The 21636-nt window shown below is 54.1% G+C and carries 21 protein-coding genes; 13 read left to right on the top strand and 8 right to left on the bottom strand.

Translation table 11 applies throughout. From position 1 onward, the window contains the following. Positions 1-14: 14 nt before the first annotated feature. From B2U47_RS05930 to B2U47_RS05955, 6 genes are all read left to right on the top strand, one after another. Positions 15-1292 carry a CoB--CoM heterodisulfide reductase iron-sulfur subunit A family protein gene (locus B2U47_RS05930; RefSeq protein ID WP_296681868.1) on the top strand — a complete coding sequence of 426 codons (1278 nt, stop codon included), beginning with the start codon at positions 15-17 and terminating at the stop codon, positions 1290-1292. A gap of 1 nt (position 1293) precedes the next feature. Beyond that, the gene (locus B2U47_RS05935; protein ID WP_296681870.1) at positions 1294-3510 is read left to right on the top strand and encodes a hydrogenase iron-sulfur subunit; all 2217 of its coding nucleotides are present in this window, start codon (positions 1294-1296) and stop codon (positions 3508-3510) included. Between the two features lie 13 nt (positions 3511-3523). Then, a complete protein-coding gene (locus B2U47_RS05940) occupies positions 3524-4159 on the top strand; it encodes a 4Fe-4S dicluster domain-containing protein (RefSeq protein WP_296681871.1) in 636 nt (211 codons plus the stop codon). Positions 4160-4174: 15 nt separating this feature from the next. Further along, positions 4175-5071 (top strand): CoB--CoM heterodisulfide reductase iron-sulfur subunit B family protein, encoded by an 897-nt coding sequence (locus B2U47_RS05945; RefSeq protein ID WP_296681873.1) that lies wholly within the window; start codon positions 4175-4177, stop codon positions 5069-5071. 155 nt (positions 5072-5226) lie between these two features. After that, complete coding sequence (gene yegQ / locus B2U47_RS05950) at positions 5227-6594, top strand: tRNA 5-hydroxyuridine modification protein YegQ (protein WP_296681875.1); 1368 nt, start codon at positions 5227-5229, stop codon at positions 6592-6594. 123 nt (positions 6595-6717) lie between these two features. Then, positions 6718-6912, top strand: coding sequence for a hypothetical protein (locus tag B2U47_RS05955; RefSeq protein ID WP_296681877.1), 195 nt, complete (start codon positions 6718-6720; stop codon positions 6910-6912). A 37-nt stretch (positions 6913-6949) separates the two neighbouring features. On the opposite strand, the gene B2U47_RS05960 is transcribed toward B2U47_RS05955, so the two are convergent. Next, positions 6950-7273, bottom strand: a complete 324-nt coding sequence (locus B2U47_RS05960) for a DUF3301 domain-containing protein (protein WP_296681878.1) — start codon at positions 7271-7273, stop codon at positions 6950-6952. 74 nt (positions 7274-7347) lie between these two features. Here B2U47_RS05960 and proC point away from each other — a divergent pair, with 74 nt between their 5' ends. From proC to B2U47_RS05975, 3 genes are read left to right on the top strand one after another with little or no spacing between them, the layout of a single operon-like run. After that, positions 7348-8190: a pyrroline-5-carboxylate reductase gene (gene proC, locus B2U47_RS05965; RefSeq protein WP_296681880.1), complete on the top strand. Its 843-nt coding sequence runs from the start codon at positions 7348-7350 to the stop codon at positions 8188-8190. A gap of 18 nt (positions 8191-8208) precedes the next feature. Beyond that, a complete protein-coding gene (locus B2U47_RS05970; protein ID WP_296681881.1) occupies positions 8209-8757 on the top strand; it encodes a YggT family protein in 549 nt (182 codons plus the stop codon). 2 nt (positions 8758-8759) lie between these two features. Further along, positions 8760-9050, top strand: coding sequence for a DUF167 family protein (locus tag B2U47_RS05975; protein WP_296681883.1), 291 nt, complete (start codon positions 8760-8762; stop codon positions 9048-9050). Positions 9051-9078: 28 nt separating this feature from the next. Here B2U47_RS05975 and B2U47_RS05980 read toward each other — a convergent pair whose 3' ends face one another. From B2U47_RS05980 to purU, 5 genes are all read right to left on the bottom strand, one after another. After that, positions 9079-9501, bottom strand: coding sequence for an RNA recognition motif domain-containing protein (locus B2U47_RS05980; RefSeq protein ID WP_296681884.1), 423 nt, complete (start codon positions 9499-9501; stop codon positions 9079-9081). 238 nt (positions 9502-9739) lie between these two features. Then, positions 9740-11338, bottom strand: a complete 1599-nt coding sequence (gene gshA, locus B2U47_RS05985; protein WP_296681886.1) for a glutamate--cysteine ligase — start codon at positions 11336-11338, stop codon at positions 9740-9742. Positions 11339-11483: 145 nt separating this feature from the next. Beyond that, positions 11484-13517, bottom strand: a complete 2034-nt coding sequence (locus tag B2U47_RS05990) for a PHA/PHB synthase family protein (protein ID WP_296681887.1) — start codon at positions 13515-13517, stop codon at positions 11484-11486. Positions 13518-13678: 161 nt separating this feature from the next. After that, the gene (gene def / locus B2U47_RS05995; protein ID WP_296681889.1) at positions 13679-14233 is read right to left on the bottom strand and encodes a peptide deformylase; all 555 of its coding nucleotides are present in this window, start codon (positions 14231-14233) and stop codon (positions 13679-13681) included. 7 nt (positions 14234-14240) lie between these two features. Then, positions 14241-15104: a formyltetrahydrofolate deformylase gene (purU, locus tag B2U47_RS06000; RefSeq protein WP_296681891.1), complete on the bottom strand. Its 864-nt coding sequence runs from the start codon at positions 15102-15104 to the stop codon at positions 14241-14243. Between the two features lie 334 nt (positions 15105-15438). Between purU and B2U47_RS06005 the strand changes: the two genes are divergently transcribed. From B2U47_RS06005 to B2U47_RS06020, 4 genes are all read left to right on the top strand, one after another. After that, positions 15439-15693, top strand: coding sequence for a DUF4212 domain-containing protein (locus B2U47_RS06005; RefSeq protein WP_296681893.1), 255 nt, complete (start codon positions 15439-15441; stop codon positions 15691-15693). 12 nt (positions 15694-15705) lie between these two features. Beyond that, entirely contained in the window at positions 15706-17571 is a 1866-nt protein-coding gene (locus tag B2U47_RS06010; RefSeq protein WP_296681894.1) for a sodium:solute symporter family protein, read from the top strand. 130 nt (positions 17572-17701) lie between these two features. Then, on the top strand, positions 17702-19111 hold the full coding sequence (gene nhaD / locus B2U47_RS06015) for a sodium:proton antiporter NhaD (protein ID WP_296681896.1): 1410 nt from the start codon (positions 17702-17704) through the stop codon (positions 19109-19111). Between the two features lie 48 nt (positions 19112-19159). After that, positions 19160-19639, top strand: a complete 480-nt coding sequence (locus tag B2U47_RS06020; RefSeq protein WP_296681897.1) for a hypothetical protein — start codon at positions 19160-19162, stop codon at positions 19637-19639. Between the two features lie 4 nt (positions 19640-19643). On the opposite strand, the gene B2U47_RS06025 is transcribed toward B2U47_RS06020, so the two are convergent. Beyond that, positions 19644-20330 (bottom strand): response regulator, encoded by a 687-nt coding sequence (locus tag B2U47_RS06025; protein ID WP_296681899.1) that lies wholly within the window; start codon positions 20328-20330, stop codon positions 19644-19646. Then, positions 20327-21604 carry a DUF4118 domain-containing protein gene (locus B2U47_RS06030; protein WP_296681901.1) on the bottom strand — a complete coding sequence of 426 codons (1278 nt, stop codon included), beginning with the start codon at positions 21602-21604 and terminating at the stop codon, positions 20327-20329. The genes B2U47_RS06025 and B2U47_RS06030 overlap by 4 nt, the downstream gene beginning before the upstream one ends. Positions 21605-21636 lie beyond the last annotated feature (32 nt).

Genomic DNA, 21636 nt, shown 5'->3' on the forward strand with positions numbered 1-21636 from the left:
ACGGAGGAGCCTCAATGACGGCTGTCGTTGCAACCAACCAGACCATTATCGTCGTCGGCGGCGGTATCAGCGGCATGACCGCTGCACTCGAAGCTGCCGAAACCGGTAAGCAGGTCATCCTGCTGGAAAAACGCCCTTACCTCGGCGGTCGTGTCACCCAGCTTTACAAGTACTTCCCTAAAATGTGCCATCCCACCTGCGGTCAGGAAATCAACCAGCGCCGCATCAAGATGAACAAGAACCTGACGGTCATTACGCAGGCGGAAGTGTCCAACATCAGTGGCGGCAAGGGCGATTACACGGTATCCGTGACCCTGACCCCGCGTTACGTCAACAGCAACTGTACCGCTTGCGGCGATTGTGCCAAGGCTGCTACCACTGAGTTTGACGACGAGTTCAACTACAACCTCGGCAAGCGCAAGGGTGTTTACCTGCCCAACGCGATGGCTTTCCCGCAGCAATATGTCATTGACGCACGTTTGATCGGTACGCCGGAAGCAGACGCAGCCAAAGCCGCTTGTAAATACGGCGCGATTGATCTGGACGAAAAAGAAGAAACCATCGAGCTGAAAGCCGGTGCGGTGGTGTTTGCAACGGGTTGGAAGCCTTACGACGCCAACAAGATCCAGCCTTACGGCTATGACCGTTTTGCCAACGTCATCAACAACGTGGAATTTGAACGCCTGATGGATCCGCACGGCCCAACGGGCGGCAAGCTGCTGCGCCCTTCCGACGGCAAGGAAGCGAAAAACATCGCTTTCATCCAGTGCGCGGGTTCGCGTGACCGCAACTACCTCAAGCACTGCTCACGTTTCTGCTGCATGGCTTCCCTGAAGCAAACCCAGTACGTAACGGAAAAATACGGTACTGACGGCAAATCTACCATCTATTACATCGACATCCGTTCGATTGACCGTTTTGAAGACTTCTACCGCAATGTGCAAGCCGACCCCAGCGTTAGCTTCATCAAGTCGAAAGTCGCCAAGGTCGAGCAGGACAAAGACGGCAACCCGGTATTGCACGGTGTAAATACCGAAGGCTACCACCGTTACGCCAACACCCACGATCTGGTGGTGCTGGCAACGGGGATGGAACCGAGCGTCGATTTCAAAGGCTTGCCGATCAAGATCGCGGTCAACGAGGAAGGCTTCATTGAGCACGACGAAGCCAATGGTGGCATTTTCGCTGCCGGGGTTGCTGCCGACGCGATGGACGTGAACCGCGCCGTGCAACACGCCACTGCCGCTGCCTTGCGTGCAGTGCAGGTCGTCAACCAGGTAGCAGGAGCATAAGATGAAAATTGGTGGTTATCTGTGTACAGGTTGCGGCATTGGCGACCGTCTCGACACTAAATCCCTGGAAACCGTCGCTGTCCGTGAAGGCCGCATCGGTTTCTGCAAAACCCACGACTTCCTGTGCAGCCAAGCCGGTGTGGACATGATTAACGCCGACTTGGCTGCGGAAGGCGATGACAAAGTAACCAAGCTGGTGATTATGGCGTGTTCGCGCCGCGCCAAGACCGAAGCGTTCAATTTCGGTGCTGTACCGACTGCCCGCGTCAACCTGCGTGAAGGCGTGATCTGGATTCGCCCGGAAGGCAGCGAACACGAAGAAACAACCCAGGAAATGGCGGCTGACTACATCCGCATGGGTTGCGCTGAAGTCAAAGCCATGCACCAGGCTGATGCCAGCGGTGAGCAAGGCAAAAACAACCACATTATGATCGTCGGTGGTGGTGTCACGGGTATGACTGCCGCTTTGGAAGCCTCCAAAGCCGGGTATTACGCCAGCATTATCGAAAAATCTGACCGTCTCGGCGGTGTGATGGGGCAACTCCACAAGCGTCACCCGCTGCGTTCCCCTTACCAGCATCCGCAAGATACGGGTGTGGCGGCGATGATTGCGGCGGTGGAAGCGGACGACAAAATCACTGTTTACCTGAATTCCAAGGTTGCTAGCACCAGCGGCGCACCGGGGCGTTTCAACGTCACCATCGCTTCCAGCGTGGGCGCAGGCACTCAGGCGGAGTTTGGCGCAATTGTGCAAGCCACCGGCTTCACCCCTTACGATGCCAACAACCTGCCAGAGTTCAGCTACGGCAAATCCGCCAACGTTGTTACCCAGCTTGAACTGGAAGCGATGGCGCAAGCAGCGGGCGACGGTGCGATCAAACGTGCCGACGGTAAAGAAGTCAAAAACGTGGTGTTCGTGCAATGCGCGGGTCAGCGCAGTGAGAAAGAAGGGCATCTGTCATGGTGTTCTGGTCACTGTTGCTCCACCAGCGTCAAGCAGGCGATGTATTTCAAGGACAGCAACCCTGAGATTGAAACCACCATCCTGTTCGACGACTTGCGCACACCGGGTGCTGGCGGTGAAAACTTCTACCGCAGTGCACAGGACAAAATGGTCACGTTCCGCAAGGGCAAAGTCTCCACCGTGGAAGCGGCTGGCAGCGACCTGAAGGTGAACTTCAAGGATTTGATCCTGAACGAAGACACCCACATGGAAGCCGACCTTGTGGTGCTGGCAACCGGCATGATGCCGAATGCCGGGGTTAATATCGACGCGCCGAAAGATGATGCTGCTAACGGCGAAGTCAAAGTGCCAGTGGAATCCATCCTCAACCTGCAATACCGCCAAGGGCCGGATGTGCCGCAACTGGTGAATGGTTTTGCCGATTCGCATTTCATCTGCTTCCCGTATGAAACCCGCCGCACTGGCATCTACACCGCCGGGCCGGTACGCCGCCCAATGGACGGTGGTCAGGCGCAAACCGACGCGATGGGCGCGGTGATGAAAGCGATTCAGGCGATTGAAAACTCTGCCATCGGTCGTGCTGCCCACCCACGCTCTGGTGATTTGAGCTTCCCGTCATTCCGTAAGGAAGGTTGTACCCAGTGCAAACGCTGTACGGTGGAATGCCCGTTCGGTGCGATCAACGAAGACGAAAAAGGCTATCCGCAATACAACGAAGCGCGTTGCCGCCGTTGCGGTACGTGCATGGGTGCTTGCCCGGTACAGGTCATTTCCTTCAAAAACTACTCCATCGAAACGGTAGGCGCACAGCTCAAGGCGGTGGAAGTACCGGACGAATACTCCGAAAAGCCACGTATTCTGGTGCTGGCTTGCGAAAACGACGCTTACCCGGCACTCGACATGGCAGCGATGAAACGCAATGAGTCCAGCGCGTTTATCCGCGTCATCCCGGTACGTTGCCTCGGCTCCACCAACACCATCTGGATCAAGGATGCGCTGGGCAGCGGTTACGACGGCGTGGTGATGATGGGCTGCAAAAAAGGCGTAGATTATCAGTGCCATTTTGTCAAAGGCTCGGAAATGGCGCATGTTCGCATGGCTAAGATCGGTGACACCTTGTCCACCATGAACCTCGAATCCGAACGGGTAGCGGTGCATGAAGTGGCGATTACCGACATTGACCGCGCCCCGAAACTGCTCGACGAAATGGTCGAAGTCATCAACCGCGTCGGCATGAGCCCGTTCAAGTTCTAAGGAGGAGGCTGCAATGAGTACTGCTGTCAATCAGGCGATGGTTGAAAAATACAAGGGCAACTTCCTCAAAGAAGTGACGGAAAACGTCGAGGAAGGCAACTGGGTCAAGATGTGTATGCAGTGTGGCGTATGCTCCGGCTCATGCCCGCTGGGCCCGCACTGGGATCACCCGCCGCAAGAAATTTTCATGATGATCCGCGCCAACAAGCGTGAGGAAGTGCTGTCCTCCACCTCGATGTGGATGTGTACCTCCTGCTACAACTGTATCGCCCGCTGCCCGCGTGGCCTGCCGATTACGCACATCATGCACGGTCTGGCACACTACAGTAAGCGTATCGGCTTGAAACCAAAGAACCAGCCAACTGAAAAGTTCGGACAAATGTTCTGGGATAACCTGACCAAGAAAGGCCGTGTCAACGAGTTGAAACTGGGTTTGGGCTTGTACTTCAAGGACGGTTTCGCCGAAGGCGTGAAAGTCGCCATGAGCAAGCAGAAACTGGGCATGAACATGATGAAAGCCAAGCGCATGTCACCGATGGAAATGCTCGGTGGCCACGGCGTCAGCGATCTTGCTGGTTTCCATGCCATGCTGAAAAAGGCAGAGGAACTGGAAGCGGCACGTGTCGGTGAAAACACCGACAAGAAATGAGGAGGATGAGGTAACATGGCTAAAGAATATTCTTACTACCCCGGCTGTTCTTCCCAGAAGGGGGCGTCTTCCTCCAACCTGGAAAAGTCGGTAGAAACTCTGTGCGAAGAGCTGGACATCAAGCTGAATCCAATCCCCGATTGGAACTGCTGCGGTGCTTCCATCGGTTATGCGGGCGGTGGTGAATTGCCACGCATGACACTTTCGGCGCGTAACATTGCGCTGTCAGAAAAGCACCACCCGGATCAGGACATCGTGGCAACTTGCGCTGCTTGCTGGTTGAACACCCGTGAGGTCAACGAGCGTCTGTTGCACAACCCGAAGCTGAAGGAAGAGACCAACATTGCCCTGCAAGCGGTCAAGCTGGAATTCAGCGGTAAGAAAAAAGTCCGCCACATGGTGGAAGTGCTGATCGAAGACGTGGGTTACGATGCGCTGGCTGCCAAGGTAAAAAAACCACTGGAAGGTTTGAAAATTGCCGGTTACGTCGGTTGCCAAACCAACCGCCCGTTCGGTATCGACGGTGAATCTTTCGAGAACCCGATGTATCTGGACAAAATGGTGGAAACCCTCGGTGGCGAAGCCCTCACCAAGTACGAGAAGAAAGTGGCCTGCTGTAGCGGTGCGCTGATGTTCTCCGAACCGGAAAAGGGTCAGGCGCTGGTCAAAGACATCATTGAATCCGCCTACGACAACGGCGCGAACATGATCGTCACCCCATGCCCACTGTGCCAAGCCAACGTCGAAATCTACCAGGATGACATCAACGCGCGTTACAAGACCAATTTCAATATGCCGGTCATGTACTACAGCCAGTTGATGGATGTGGCGTTCGGGCGCAACGCCAAAGACGCAGCACTCGACGGCAATATTATCCAGTCAATGGAATTGCGCAAGATTGCCGACAAGTAAGCAATTACGCATTACATGAGACTACAGAAGGGGCTTCGTGCCCCTTCTTCTTTGGCATAACAACATCATGCCAAAGTGTTTACCGGGTAAATTCGCCACCTGTCGCACATGCGCATATAATCCTGGCCTTGATGTAACCAAGCGGATGTTGCCCAATGAAACGCCCTGAACTGCTCGCCCCGGCGGGAACCCTCAAAGCCATGCGCCACGCTTTTGCCTATGGGGCAGATGCAGTCTATGCCGGGCAGCCGCGCTATTCCCTGCGGGTACGCAACAACGAGTTCAAAAACGACAATCTCGCCATTGGCATTGCCGAAGCCCATGCGTTGGGCAAGCAGTTTTTTGTAGCGGTCAACATTTCCCCACACAACAGCAAAATCAAAACCTTCCTTGCCGACCTTGAACCTGTCATCGCCATGAACCCCGATGCGCTGATCATGGCAGATCCCGGTCTGATCATGCTGGTACGGGAACGCTGGCCGGACATGCCGGTGCACCTTTCCGTACAAGCCAATACCGTCAATTATGCCACGGTGAAATTCTGGCAAAACCTTGGTCTGACCCGTGTGATCCTTTCCCGCGAACTGTCGCTGGAGGAAATCGCCGAAATCCGCCAGCAATGCCCTGAGATGGAACTGGAAGTGTTTGTCCACGGTGCTTTGTGCATTGCCTATTCCGGGCGTTGCCTGCTGTCGGGCTATTTTAACCACCGCGACCCCAATCAGGGCACTTGCACCAATGCTTGCCGTTGGGAATACAAAACGACGGCAGCAACGGAAGCCGCCGAAGGCAAATTTGTCCCCAAAGAAGCCATCTTGCCGATGGATGCCTTGCGCCCTTCACCTCTTGCGGAAGAAGGTTTGGGGATGGGCGGACAACAGCGCCACCCACTGGCTGATCAGGTGTATTTTCTGGAAGAAGCCAACCGCCCCGGCGAGCTGATGCCCGTGTTTGAGGATGAACATGGCACGTACATCATGAATTCCAAGGATTTACGTGCTATTGAACACGTGCAGAAACTCACTGAAATCGGCGTGGATTGCCTGAAAATCGAAGGGCGTACCAAATCACACTATTATGTTGCTCGCACGGCGCAAGCCTACAAACAGGCGATTGATGACACGCTGGCAGGGCGGCCTTTCGACCCCAAACTGCTAGGCATCCTGGAAAATCTGGCTAATCGTGGCTACACCGACGGATTCTACGAACGTCACCATACCCACGAATACCAGAACTACATCCAGGGCGCGTCGATGGGACATCAGCAGCAATTTGTTGCCGAAGCCATGCGCGTTGACCGGGAAAATGCATGGGTGGAACTGGATGTGAAAAACCGTTTCAGTGTAGGCGACCGCTTGGAGTTTGTCCTGCCAGATGGCAACAACCGTGAGTTGATATTGGACTCGATGCAAAACCTGCAAGGTGAGGAAATCCCTGTTGCGCCCGGTAGTGGCCACAAAGTACGCATTCCATTACCACCAGGCGTAGATAGTGACATGATTTTAATCAGTCGCTTTCTTTGAGTGCGTGCACAAGCTAACAGCACTTTTTTGGGGCAAAACTTGATGACTTTGCCTACATGAAACGCATATTTTGTCCTATACTGTCCCCGTCGATGTCGACTTTTTAATAATGGACATAAAAAAATGCAATACAATAATTACGCTAGCGGAAGGAATCTCGCCGCACCCAAGGCTGTTACTTTGAACCCGGTTCGTACAGAACCTCGGAACACGGATACCAACATTGTCACATTGCGCAGTGTGCCGCAGTATCATGCAGACATTCCGCGCATTGAAGACCCGGATATTCACCGGGTGGCTGTGCTGGGTTACGACTAACCAACCGCATATCCCTGAGGCATTCACGCCTCAGGGGCTAATATTGTTCAATCGTTGTACCTTCGTCACTATCCAGTTGCACCTGCTCCAGTGCCTGACCCCGTAAAATAGCCCGCCCACGTCGCCGTTCCACACCTTCAATACTGAATTCAAATCCGTAAATCCGGCGCAGCACCAGATGCCCTTGGCGGTTACGGGCCGGTTTCATGCTCTCCAGCACTACCGTCTGATCCAAAAACTGCACATTGATTTCCCGGCAAGCCCGTAAAGCCGCCGCCACAGCACGCTCCCGCGCATTCATCGAATCCAGCCAGAACCATACACCCAGACCGATAACCCCGATTAACAGCAGATTTTCCATTCTTGCCCTTGAAAATAGTAGAATGCGCCTATTATTACGGAAACCCGATAACAGACACAAAGCAAAGCGTGAATATGGACACACCCAAACTGGCACAAAAACCCACGACCATTACCTTCATCGGCGCAGGCAACATGGCGCGAAGCCTGATTGTTGGTCTCTTGCAAGATCAAGCCAATGTCAGCCTGCGCGTGGCAGACCCTGACCAGAACCAACTGGATGCCATCCGCCGCCACTGGCCTGATGTACTCGCCACCACCGACAATCAGCAAGCCATGCTGGATGCGGATGTGGTAGTACTTGCCGTCAAGCCGCAAGTCATGTGCGAAGTGGCAGAAAGCCTGCGTGATATTGCCCAGCGTGGTCGCCCGCTGTTCGTTTCCATCGCTGCGGGCATCCGCGAAGAAGCTCTCAACCGCTGGCTGGGTGGCAACCTACCCATCGTGCGCTGTATGCCGAATACTCCCGCACTGGTACAAGCCGGAGCCACTGGGTTGTTTGCCAATGAACACACCAGCGAGGAACAGCGTAGTTTGGCAGAAAGTATTCTGCGTGCCGTGGGCATTACCCTCTGGTTTGAAGAGGAAAGCAAACTGGATGCCGTCACCGCCATTTCCGGCAGTGGCCCTGCCTATTTCTTTCTGGTGATGGAAGCCATGCAAGCCGCTGCCGAAAAGCTGGGATTGAAGGCAGAAGATGCCCATTTACTGATCGTACAAACCGCTTTGGGGGCAGCACGGCTGGCGCTGGAAAGTAATGACCCACCGGCAGAATTGCGCCGCAAAGTGACATCCAAGGGAGGCACAACGGCCGCCGCCTTGCAGGTACTGAATGATGGAGGGCTGGTCGAGCTGTTTGACCAGGCATTAAAAGCCGCAGAAAACCGTTCACGCGAACTGGCAGCCGCCAATAGTTAAGCCAAACAGGGGTATTTGATGGACGCATTACAAAACGTCGGGGTGTTTCTGGTAGAAACACTGTTCTCACTGTATATAGGCGCAGTGATTATCCGCTTCCTGCTGGCGTTGTCACGCGCCAATTTCTACAACCCGCTGTCACAGTTTCTGGTCAAAATTACCAACCCGGTACTGATACCGATGCGGCGTTTCATCCCTGCTGTTGGCAAGCTGGATAGCGCCGCAGTGGTATTGGCTCTGGGTTTGATGATCATCAAGGTATTCCTGTTGCTGAGCATGACTGGCGGAGATGCCAGCCTGCCGCTGGTCGCGGTTTACTCAGTGCTGGAACTGCTGCGTACCGTGATCCACATCTACATTTTCGCCCTGATTGTGCAAGCAGTGCTAAGCTGGGTGGGAAACAGTTACGGCAACCCAATGGCGGATATATTGCACAGCCTGACTGACCCGATCCTGCGCCCTATCCGTAATCTCATACCAACCATTGGCATGGTAGATTTATCACCGATGATTGCCATTCTGTTGTTGTACATCGTCCTGATTGTGTTGCGGTCTTACGGGCTGTAAGGATGACTGAATTTTATTATTGGGAAGGCGAAACCCTGCACCTGTTGCTACGGGTGCAGCCCAAAGCCAGCAAAGATGAATGGGCAGAAATACAGGGAGACCGCATCCGCTTGCGGATTACTGCGCCGCCGGTGGAGGGCAAAGCCAACAAACACCTGATCAGGCTGCTCGCAAAGGAATTTGGCATCGCCAAATCAGGCGTGCATATCAGATCGGGCGAAACCGGGCGCAACAAACACATCTGCATTGAAGCACCGCTCAACCTGCCCGCAGGCATCATAAAAAAGGGCTGACGGTTGCCCGGTCAGCCCCTTGGGTGTATCAGAATTCGCGTCTGCGGAAACCGCCACCATCACGATCACCACCGCGACCGCCGCGATCACCACCGTCACGGCCACCGCCACCGCCGAAACCACCGCGACCACGATCACCACCGTCACGACCACCACCGAAGCCACCGCGACCACCGTCACGACCGCCACCACCAGTGCGTGGACGATCTTCACGAGGCTTGGCTTCGTTGACCTTAATATTGCGACCCTGAACTGCTTGCTCGTTCAGGCCATTGATAGCTGCTGTAGCTTCTGCGGCATTGGGCATGTCAACAAAACCGAAGCCCTTGGATTGCCCCGTCATTTTGTCTTTGATCATGCTGACACTGGAAACATCGCCGTATTGGGCGAACAGTTCACGCAAGTCGTTTTCGGTAATTTTATAGGGCAGGTTGCCAACGTAGATATTCACTGTTTGTCATCTCATAAAATCATGTGCTGTTTGGGAATTTACGTTAGAGGCAACCAGTCACACGAATCACCTGATAACGATCGGCCACGTGGCCAATAAGTTATGCACTATGAAACCTGCAAGTCGAAACGTGGCAAGCGAACAAACACAGCGCACGGAACTCTCAAGTATCAGGCAAGTATTCTGGAGTGTAACCCAGTTTCTTGCCGCTGGTAACTAAAATCGGATGATTGTGGTGTTAATTTTTCGTGATTTCCTGAGTGCCCGCAAAATAATCCGCCAAGAAAGCCGCAAAGTCAGGCGCAGCCCTGCTTTCGATGGCTTGCTGCTGTGCCAGCGATGCCTGCGCCCGCTGCCGGAACGTCTGTACCTGCTCGTCAGGCAAGTGCCGATTGAGGAAATATTCACGGTGTTCCAGTGACTTGCGCTGGGCAAAATCGAAGAAACTTTCCTTGTTATGGTGCATTTCTTCCAGCATTCGTGCTGATGGAGTGATGCCTGAATTCCACGCCAACTGAATTTGGCTATCGAGACAGTCGGTGTAACAGTCTTCGCCATGTACCGCATTGAGCAATTCCGCCACCGGGCGCATGGCTTGCAGCAACTCACGCGCCTTGTCGCGCAACAACACGTTTTCCCCCAGACACATCAGGCGCACATCCGGGTCACGCCCACGATGGGCGGTGAGCATCTGATTGTGGTTGATGGCATGGAATTCGTCGGCTGTTACCCAAGGGCTTTCCTGCAACAGGCAGAAATGCATGAAAACTTCGAGGAAAAACAGTTGCCGCCGGGTCATGCCTGCCGGGTGGAAGGCATTCACGTCGATGGAACGCAATTCCACGTAGGCGATCCCACGCCGATCCAGCGCATCGGTGGGTTTCTCAAAACCGTCCAGCGGCTGCTTGGGGCGTACTGTACTGTAGTATTCGTTTTCGATTTGCAGGATGTTGGCATTGAGCTGGCGGTATTCGCCATCGACCTTCACCCCCAGCTCTGCGTATTCCGGGCAAGGGGTATTGATAGCGCGGCGCAGACTGCTGACATAGCTGTCCAACGTGTTGTAACAGACATTGACCCCGGTCTTGTTTTCCTTGCTGTTGGTATAGCCGATGTTGCCCATACGCAGCGATGTGCCGAACGGCTCGTACAGGGTGTGCTGGTTGAGGGTTTCCATGCCTTCCGGGGGTGTCCTGCCGCCGAGGAAACTTTTACAAATGGCAGGTGAGGTGCCGAACAGGTAAATGATCAGCCAGCCGTAACGTTGCAGGTTGCGCACCAGTGCCATGTATTGCGCATCGCGGAATTGGCGCAGGCTGTCGGTATTGCCCTGCACGCTTTGCCATGGTTGCCAAAAGACTTCGTCAAACGAATAGTTGAAATGGATTCCGGCAATCACCTGCATGGCTTTGCCGTAGCGCAAAGCCAACCCTTGGCGATAGATGTGTTTCATGCGCCCGGCGTTGGATGTGCCGTATTCTGCGATACGGATGTCATCTTCCCCTGTCAGTACGCAAGGCATACTGGTTGTCCACAGCAATTCGTCACCCAGTTGCTGGTAAACAAAGGTTTCGATGTCGAGCAGGAAATCCAGGGCTTGCGTGGCACGTTGCTGGGGTGGGGTAATCAGTTCCAGTAGGGATTCGGCGTAATCGGTGGTAATCCACGGATGGGTGAGAGCAGAACCCAGCACCTTGGGGTGATCAAGTTGGGAAAGACGTCCGGCAGTGTTGACGCGCAGGCTTTCCTTTTCCAGCCCGGTGCGGGCGTTGCGCAAATAAGGTTGGAGTTGGTGGGTAACGATGGATTGCAGGTTTTGTTCCAGCACGCGGTACACAGAGGACTCCAGATCAGGGATAAAGACAAATTAGAGCATAGCCGGGGGGGATTACAAAATCTCTTGCTCAGGGCGAGTGTATGCGAATACCCAGACAGACAGGCCAACAGTGGGGCAGACAGGAGTGTCTGCCCCTTAAGCAACGTTAAGCTGTTGGCTTTTTAGGTTTGGCTGACTTTTTTGCCGCAGCTTTTTTTGGGGCTGGCGCGGCTACTGCTTCCGGTTCAGCGGCGGCAACAGATTCTGGCGCGGCTACTGCTTCCGGTTCAGCGGCGGCAACAGGTTCTGGCGCGGCTACTGCTTCCGGCTCAGCGGCGGCAACAGGTTCTGGTGCGGCTACTACTTCTGGCAATTGCGTGACTTCCAGACGCGGGGCTGGTTCACCCAGACGGCATTTGACGTAAGTACCCGGTGCATCTTCAATGGCTTTCAGCTTGCCCATGCCTGGTTGACGGGCATCCACTTGCGCATCACCCAATGTGCGCACCCAGCCATCCCACTCGGGCCACCAGGAACCGGCATTGACCTGGGTGTTTGCCAGCCAAGTATCAGCGCTTTCTGGCAGGTCATCACTGACACGGTAGTTGTACTTTTTAGCAGCCGGTGGGTTAATGATCCCGGCAATGTGACCCGAGCCTCCCAGAATGAAGCGCACATCACCACCAAACAGGCGAGCGCCCGAGTAGGTGGATTTCCACGGAGCAATGTGGTCTTCGATCGCGGAAATAAAGCAGGCAGGCGTATCAATCGTGCCGATGTCCAGTTCCACGCCATCAATGCTGAGGGCTTTGGGCTGGCAGAGTTTGTTGTCCTTGTAAAGGTTGCGCAGATACCACGAGTGCATTTTCGCAGGCATCCGGGTGGAATCGGAGTTCCAGTACAACAAGTCGAATGGGCGCGGGTCATTACCCATCAGGTAGTTGTTGACGTAGAATGACCAGATCAAATCATTGGCACGCAACAGGTTGAATGCACCCGCCATCAGGCTGCCATCCATGTAACCCTGCTCGTTCATTTGTGCTTCCAGACCGCTGATTTGCACTTCGTCGATAAACAGACCCAACTCACCCGGTTCGGCGAAATTCAACATGGTGGTGAAGAACGTGGCGCTCTTGATGCGGTTATCGCCTTTGGCTTTCAGGTAAGCCAGGGTGGAAGTCAGCAATGTGCCACCGATGCAGTAGCCAATCGCGTTCATCTCGGCTTCGCCGGTATCGTACTGCACCGCATCCATCGCCTGGACAACAGCGTGGACGTAATCTTCAAAGCCAACCTCGGCATAGGTTTCGTCAGGGTTGATCCAGGAAATGACAAAGACGGTGTGCCCTTGATCCACCAGCCATTTGAGCATGGAGTTCTTGGGTTGCAAATCCATGATGTAAAACTTGTTGATCCACGGTGGCACGATCAGTAGCGGGCGCTTCAGGACTTTTTCCGTGCTGGGCGTGTACTGGATCAACTGGAACATGCGGTTCTGGAACACCACCTTGCCGGGTGTTGCCGCCACGTTTTCCCCCAGTTTGAAGGCTTTGGTGTCAGTCATGCGGATGCGCAATTGCCCATTGCCTGCTTCCAGATCTTCCAGCATGTTTTTCAGGCCGTGAACCAGATTCGCGCCTTTGGTATTGCGGATTTTTTCAATCACTGCCGGGTTGGTCAGGGCAAAATTGGTGGGCGACATCGCATCAAGGTTACGTTCGGTGAAAAACTTGACGCGCTCGGCGGTGTGTGCGTCCAGACCTTCAGCAGAGGCAACCACTTTGCGTGTCCAGTCGGAAACCAGCAGGTAAGATTGCTTGATCACATCAAAGATCGGTTTGGTTTCCCAGTCTTCGTGGCTGAAACGCCGGTCAGATTTTGGGGCTTCGATCACTTTGCCAGCCGGTTGCCCGGTCAGGAAACTCTGCATGGCATGTTGGGTCAATTCCATCGACTTTTGCCAAAAAGCCATGTTGGCTTCAATGAGCTTTTCCGGGTTTTTGGCGATGGCTTCCATCCAGTCGCTGTAGGCTTGCTTGAGATTGAAAGGGTCGAGTTTCAGGCTTTCATAGGATTTGCTGAAACCCGCCATGATCTCTTCGACCTGCTTGAAATTTTCGCCCATTTCCTTGGCAACAGAGGCGAAACCCAAGGTATTGATAGCGGCTTGGGAATCGCCCGGTTGAGTGTTGTCCGACATGACTGTCTCCTTTGGTGATGATTCTGGTGTCACTGTGGGTGCGATTGTACCGTTATCGTTGAATGCCCGGATACTGGATATGTATCCGGCACATTGTAATCGTCAATCAGGCGGGAACACAGCACCCAAAACTGTTTTTGTTGGCATGGTGCGCTACAAATTCATTGTTTTAGCACAGGTTCATGGGTGCTCCCCCTGATCGCCTGCTGGAATTCGGCTTCGGTAAGGATGGGCGTCTGCGCGGGCAAGCGTTCGGGAAACAGGATGCCATCAAGATGGTCGCATTCGTGCTGGATGATGCGGGCGATGAAACCGTCAAAAGCTGCTTCCACCACTGCGCCCTGCCGGTCGAGGTAACGCATGTGCAAGCGGGTGGCACGGATAACCTGGGCGCGGGCATCGGGTACGCTCAGACAACCTTCCCAACCCGTACACGTGGCGGCGGATTGCCAGAGGATTTCCGGGTTGAGCATGGCAAGCGGCTGCATCAGCGGCGCATCAGGGTAACGCGGGTTGGGGCGCGAGGCGACAATGATGATGCGCAAACTGACAAACACCTGCGGGGCGGCAATACCGACACCACTGGAGGCTTCCAGCGTCAACAACAGGTCGTCCAGCAAGGCTTGTACCGCAGGATCGTGAATATCCGCAACAGGTTGCGCCCGCTGTTGCAGGATGGGGTCGCCACGCTTGGCGATGGGCAGGATGCGGGGCATGACGCGACTATTTAAAGACAACGGTTTTATTGCCATCCACAAACACGCGCCGCTCAATGTGCAGGCGCACGGCACGGGCAAGGGCATTGTTTTCCAGATCGCGCCCCAGTGCTGCCAAGGCTTCGGGCAGGAACGTGTGGTCGACACGCTCCACTGATTGCTCAATGATCGGGCCTTCGTCAAGGTCGGATGTGACGTAATGCGCCGTTGCCCCAATCAGCTTTACCCCCCGGTCAAATGCCTGATGGTAAGGGCGAGCACCCTTGAATCCCGGCAGGAATGAGTGGTGGATATTGATACACATCCCTGCCAACTTGCGGCAGGTATCATTGGAAAGGATTTGCATGTAACGCGCCAGCACCACCAGTTCTGCTTCGGTTTCGCTCACGATGTCCAGCATCCTTGCTTCCTGTTCGGCTTTGTTGCCCTTGCCGACGGGCAGACAGACAAAGCGGATACCTTCGCGTTCCACAATCGAACGTAAATCCATGTGGTTGGAAATGACACACACCACCTGCATATTCAGATCACCCTTGTGCTTGCGGTACAGCAGATCAACCAGGCAATGGTCGGCTTTCGACACCATCAGGATCACGCGGGTCGGGCGGGCGGCATTGGTGATACGCCATTGCATGTCAAAACGGCTGGCTACCGTGGCAAACTGGCTACGCAGGTCAGCTATGGAGGGGGATAACTCCGTATCGGGGCGGAACATGATACGGCAAAAGAATTTCTGGGTCATTTCATCGTCATACTGCGCCATTTCGTTAATGTAGCAGCGGGACTCTGCCAAAAAGCCGGTAACAGCAGCAACAATCCCGGTAGTGGCTGGACAGGTGACGGTGAGGATATAGTTTTCTGGTTCAGTCATGGGATATGTTTCTCGCGGAATGCCTCAGGATTCGCGCCATTCTAGGGGGATTTGCGGATCATGGGAAATCCGGGGTGATACAGCCTGTTTTCAGGCAGGAAATTCCTTATGCTAAAAATTTACACGAAGTTTCGCACTAATTTGGTGCAATTGGGAAATTGTCGACAATATGTAGGATTATCCTGCCATTTCACCGCCTGAACACCCCTAAACGACCGACAAGAATCCACAAATTGTTGGCTGATCCACGGTTTTTATAATTTCAGCAATTTACATGTTGTTTACATTCACGCTAAACTCATCGCGTTTGTGCAACAACGGAGGAGTCTAAACTATGTTGGATAAATCAGCACAGGCGTACTGGGCGGCGAATGTCCGTCTGCTTAGTATGTGCCTGGTCATTTGGTTCATTGTGTCATTCGGTTTTGGTATTTTGCTGGTTGAACCACTCAATGCCATTCACTTGGGTGGTTATAAACTTGGCTTCTGGTTCGCCCAGCAAGGCTCAATTTACGTCTTTATCGGCCTGATCTTCTTCTATGCATGGCGCATGGGTCAGATCGACCGTCAATTTGACGTTCACGAATAAGGGGGGAATCGTATGTCAGAACTTCAAGTCTGGACTTATATTGTCGTCGGTCTGAGCTTTGCGCTGTACTTCGGTATTGCGTTTTGGGCGCGTGCTGGTTCTACCAGTGAATTCTACGTGGCGGGTGGTGGCATCGGCCCTATCCAGAACGGTATGGCTACAGCGGCGGACTGGATGTCTGCGGCGTCTTTCATCTCCATGGCGGGCTTGCTCGCGTTTGGTGGTTATGACAACTCTGCCTACCTGATGGGTTGGACAGGCGGTTACGTACTGATGGCGATGCTGCTGGCGCCTTACCTGCGCAAGTTTGGCAAGTTTACCGTTCCCGAGTTCATCGGCGACCGTTATTACTCACAAACGGCACGTATCGTGGGCGTTATCTGTTTGATCATCATCTCCGTGACTTATGTAATCGGTCAGATGCGTGGTGTAGGCGTTACCTTCTCCCGCTTCCTCGAAGTATCGGTTGATACAGGTCTGTACGTCGGTATGGGTATCGTGTTCGTTTACGCGGTATTGGGCGGCATGAAAGGTATCACCTATACCCAGATCGCACAGTATGTGGTTCTGATCCTGGCTTACACGGTTCCTGCGGTCTTCATTTCCTTCAACCTGACTGGCAACCCTATCCCGCAACTGGGTCTGGGTGCACAAATGGCTGATGGCGTTTACCTGCTGGATAAACTGGATCAGGTCGTTACTGATCTGGGCTTCAAGGCTTACACGGTTCAGCAAGGCAGCACTATCAACCTGTTTATGCTGACCATGACCCTGATGATCGGTACTGCGGGTCTGCCTCACGTTATCATCCGTTTCTTCACCGTACCTAAAGTCTCTGATGCACGTTTGTCTGCTGGCTGGGCGCTGATCTTCATCGCTGGCCTGTACACCACCGCGCCTGCGGTTGGGGCAATGGCTCGCCTGAACCTGATGAACACCGTGCAAACCGGTGCTGTTGGCTCACCGGATGGCAACTTGGCTTTCGACCAGCGTCCAGAATGGATGAAAACCTGGGAAAAAACCAAGCTGCTGGAAATGGCTGACAAAAACGGCGATGGCAAGATCCAGTACTACAACGACGGTGGTCTGTCTGATGCAACAGCGGCACTGGCCAAAGCACAGAAAGATGGTGGTGATGTAGCCGCAGCCCAGAAGAAACTGGACGAGGTGAAAGCCAAGCACGATGAAAAGTGGGGCAAATTTGGCTGGAATGGTAACGAAGTCACCAAGGTTGACCGCGACATCATGGTTCTGGCCAACCCTGAAATTGCCAAACTGCCTAACTGGGTTATTGCTTTGGTAGCCGCAGGTGCTATCGCAGCGGCACTGTCTACTGCGGCAGGTCTGTTGCTGGCGATTTCTTCTGCGATTTCGCATGACCTGATCAAGAGCGTGATCAACCCGAACATTTCCGAGAAGAGTGAACTGCTGGCTTCACGTATTGCCATGGCATTCGCTATCGTGATCGCAGGCTGGATGGGTCTCAACCCGCCGGGCTTTGCGGCTGAGGTAGTAGCCCTGGCGTTCGGTCTGGCAGCGGCTTCCATCTTCCCTGTGCTGATGATGGGTATCTTCTCCAAGCGCATGAACACCCAAGGTGCTGTAGCCGGTATGTTGGCGGGTATTCTCGTTACTGTCGTCTACATCTTCTGGTTCAAGGGCTGGTTCTTCGTCAAGGGTACTGAAATGGCAGCAAGCAAGCCTGAAAACTGGTTGTTTGGCATTTCCCCTGAAGCGTTTGGTACGATTGGTGCGTTGGTGAACTTTGCGGTTGCGTTTATCGTTTCCCGCATAACTCCACCACCACCGGAGCATATCCAACACTTGGTCGAAGACGTGCGTATCCCTCGCGGGGCAGGCGCGGCGACTGGTCACTAAACCGAATCTCCACATCGGTAGAAAAAAGGCTCCTGCGGGAGCCTTTTTCTTAAACAGACCACTTTGATCATTTTCGCCAGCGTATCGGGCTGGCACAATCCAGGTGTTATTCAACACAGAGAGGCGACTGATGAAACCTAATGATCCCCTAGCGTGGCTGGTCGGGCTGCTTGCCTTGTTCTTCCCCATACTAAGTTTCGCCGGAGGTGGCGGTGGTGCAGGTGAAGTACTAAACCTCACTGCCACCGGGCTTGGCCTGACCGCCCTCATCCTGTTTGTATTCGCTTACGCACTAGTGATTGGTGAAGAACATTTGCACATGCGCAAATCCAAGCCGGTGATGGTGGCAGCGGGCATCATCTGGGTACTGGTCGCGCTTGCCTATGCTGGTGCTGGCAAACAGGAGCAAATGAGTGAAATCCTCAACCATAACCTGCTGGAATACGGGCAATTGTTCCTGTTCCTGCTGGCGGCGATGACCTACATCAATACGCTGGATGAGCGCAACATGTTCGCAGCCTTACGCGCTTGGCTGGTTTCCAAAGGCTTTTCCCTGTACTGGATTTTCTGGATTACCGGTGTACTGGCATTTTTCATTTCTCCGGTAGCCGATAACCTGACCACCGCGTTGCTGATGGCAGCGGTACTGGTTGCGGTTGCATCCGACAGACCCAAATTTGTAGCGATGGGCTGTATCAATATTGTGGTGGCAGCCAATGCCGGTGGGGCATGGAGCCCGTTTGGAGACATCACCACCCTGATGGTGTGGCAGGCTGGTCTAGTCAAATTTCAGGAATTCTTTGCCCTGTTCATTCCTTCTGTCCTGAACTGGTTTATTCCCGCGCTGATCATGTCGTTCTTCATCGAGAAAGGCCATCCTGCCCCCCTGAAAGACGTGGTGGCAATCAAGCGGGGCGGTTTTGTGGTACTGGGTTTGTTCATTGCCACCATTGCCACCGCTGTCATGTTCCATAACTCGCTGCACCTGCCGCCAGTTCTGGGGATGATGACCGGGCTGGGTATCCTGAAACTGTATGGCTGGTATCTGAAAGTGTCTGACCACGACCCGCGCAATGACACAGAAGAGGAGAGTGTGGGGCGTTTTGACATCTTTACCCAGTTGCAGCGTTCCGAGTGGGATACCCTGATGTTTTTCTACGGCGTCATCCTGTGTGTAGGTGGTTTGGGTGCGTTTGGTTATCTGGCGCTGGTTTCCGAGCTGCTGTATACCGACATGGGCGCTACCTGGGCCAACGTGATGATCGGCTTGCTTTCCGCCGTGATCGACAACATTCCGGTGATGTTTGCGGTCATTACCATGCACCCGGACATGTCCCACGGGCAATGGCTGCTGGTGACGCTGACTGCCGGGGTGGGTGGCTCACTACTTTCCATCGGTTCTGCGGCGGGTGTGGCGTTGATGGGGCAGGCTCGCGGTATCTACACCTTCATGTCACACCTGAAATGGACGTGGGCAGTGGCACTGGGGTATGTCGTCAGTATCTGGGCGCATCTGTGGATCAATGCATCCCTCATGTAAATGCAGTTTCAGGTATGCTACCCGCACCTGTTTTCCCTGGAGTATTGTATGTTTTTGAAATGGTTTCTGGGTTTGCCCCTGAACTTGCGGATTGCCATCATCGTTGCCCCCCTGCTGACCATTGGTGGTTGGGGCATGATGGATTTGTGGGTCACGAAAGACCAGCCGAAACAACAAACGCCCATTGCGATGGAAGCCTTGCAGCTCGCAGGTGAATGCTGGCTGGCAACCAACCAGTGCACCTTGCAGAACGCCCGCATGAAGGTGGCACTGGTTCGCAAGGAAGCCGAGAAACCCGGTCTGGTGCGGCTGGAAATCCTGCCCGATACCAATCTGCGCGGTGTTGAAATGTCACTGGTGCAATCCGGCGAAGAACAGTTGATTCTGGTTAACCCCAGCCCGGCGGGTGATGTCTGGTTTGCGGAATTCCCCGCAAAGTTGATCAACCCTTCCCCCACCGTGTTGCGTATTGCCTTGGCAAAATTCGGCTCAGTGTCCTACATCGAAATCCAGCAACCCCATTTCTAAAGGCTCAGGGGTTAAACCGATACCCCACCCCGGTTTCTGTCAGTAAATGACGGGGGTGGGTCGGATCGGTTTCCAGCTTCTGGCGCAGCCTGCCAATGTAAATGCGGATGTAATGCCCGTCTTCGGCGTGCCCCGTTCCCCACACTTCCCGCAACAGTTGCCGCTGGGTAAGGATTTTGCCCGGCTGTGCCAGCAACACCGTCAACAGGTGATATTCACGCGGGGTCAGGTGGACAACTTCCCCACTGCGGGTAATCGCACGGTTGGCACGGTCAACCACCACCTCACCAAAACGGATCACGGCGAAATCATCAGTAGGGCGCTTTTCACGCCGCCGCCGCAGGGCGCGTAACCGCGCTAGCAATTCTGTCACCCCAAAAGGTTTGGCAAGGTAATCGTCTGCCCCCACATCGAGTGCTGCCACCTTGTCACTTTCCATGTTGCGGGCAGACAGCACCAGTACCGGCACATCCGACCAACTGCGTAAAATGCGGATAAACTCGATACCATCCGCATCCGGCAACCCAAGGTCAAGCACCACCAGCCCAGGCCGGTATTCGCCCGCCAGCCCCAGGCCGCCTGTCACGGTAGGGGCTTCCAACACCTTGAAGCCCTCTGTTTCCAGCGCGGTACGCAGAAACTGGCGGATACGCGGTTCATCTTCAACGATCAATACGGAATTATTGTTCATGTGGGTTTCTCTTCAGGTTCATCGTCCATGACGGGAGGTGTACTGAACGGTAGGGTAAAACAGGCACAGATTCCTCCCCCTTTATGCTGTTGCAGGTATAACGTACCGCCGTGTACCTTCAAAATGGCTTCACAAATTGCCAAGCCCAAACCCGTGTTTTTTTCCGGTGCAGCCACGCGGTTGGCAGCAATGCCGGATGTCATCAGGGTATTGAACAGGGTTTCGCTGCCCCGGTCACAAATGCGCATTTCAACCTGACGGCTGTTAAGCACGGCAGCAATGGTGATGGGCGTTCCCGCTGGCGTGTACTTGCAGGCATTGTCCAGCAGGTTGCTGATAACCCGCTCAATCAGGACGGCATCAAATTCCACCAAGGGAAAGTTACCGGGAATCTCCACCGTAAGCGGGTGTTTTGCCAAGGCATGGCTTAACAACGCCAGCGCAGCACCCGTCACATCGGCAAGGGAATTCCATTCCTTGTTGATGGTAACTTTACCAGCAGACAACCGCGCCAGATCCAGCAGTTTTGCCACCATCCCTGCCAACCGCACCGATTGCTCGTGTACTGCATCCACCATGTTGCTTTGGGAAGGGGAAAGGTTGGCATTGTCCAGTTGCAGGACCTCGGTCAGTCCGACCAGTGCCGTCAAAGGGGTTCGCAGGTCATGTGACAGTGAGGACAGGATAGCATTGCGCAAACGTTCGGATTCCACCTGTACGTGCTGAGTCTCCAGCATGTCGGCGTAATGCAGGCGTTCTTGGGCAATGGATAGCAGGGAGCTGGCAGCAGCACTCGCCGGGTAACGCTGGGCAATTTCTTCCACTTGTTGCGCACTGCTTGCCCCTGCCAATTCGCGTGCCATCCGGTAAAGGGAACTGGTCAGTGCTTCGCTGGCCTGCAATTCACGATTCTGCGCCAGCAGGACAGACGCCATTTGCCCGGTCAGCAAGGCAATCAGCAACATCACCACCATCATGACAATGTGTTCGACACTGGTCGTCAATAGTGCAAACTGGGGTGGGACAAAAAAGAAATCAAACAGCAGTACCGACGCAATCGCTGCCAGCAAGGATGGACCTTGCCCCAGCCAAATGGCGCACAGAAACACCTCCAGCAGGAACAGCATGATGATGTTGGCGATGTCCATGTGCAGGGACAATGGATAAGAAATAACCGCAACCAGCACGGAAAACAGGAAGGCCAGGACATACGATTCCTTCCCGTAAGGGTTATCCAGATTCAGGCGGGAAAACCAGATACTGCTGACAGACATGGGGCTTGTCTCTCAATAATATTCTTCAAAAT

It is taken from the genome of Thiothrix sp. UBA5583, from assembly GCA_002425225.1.
Lineage (GTDB): Bacteria > Pseudomonadota > Gammaproteobacteria > Thiotrichales > Thiotrichaceae > Thiothrix > Thiothrix moscowensis.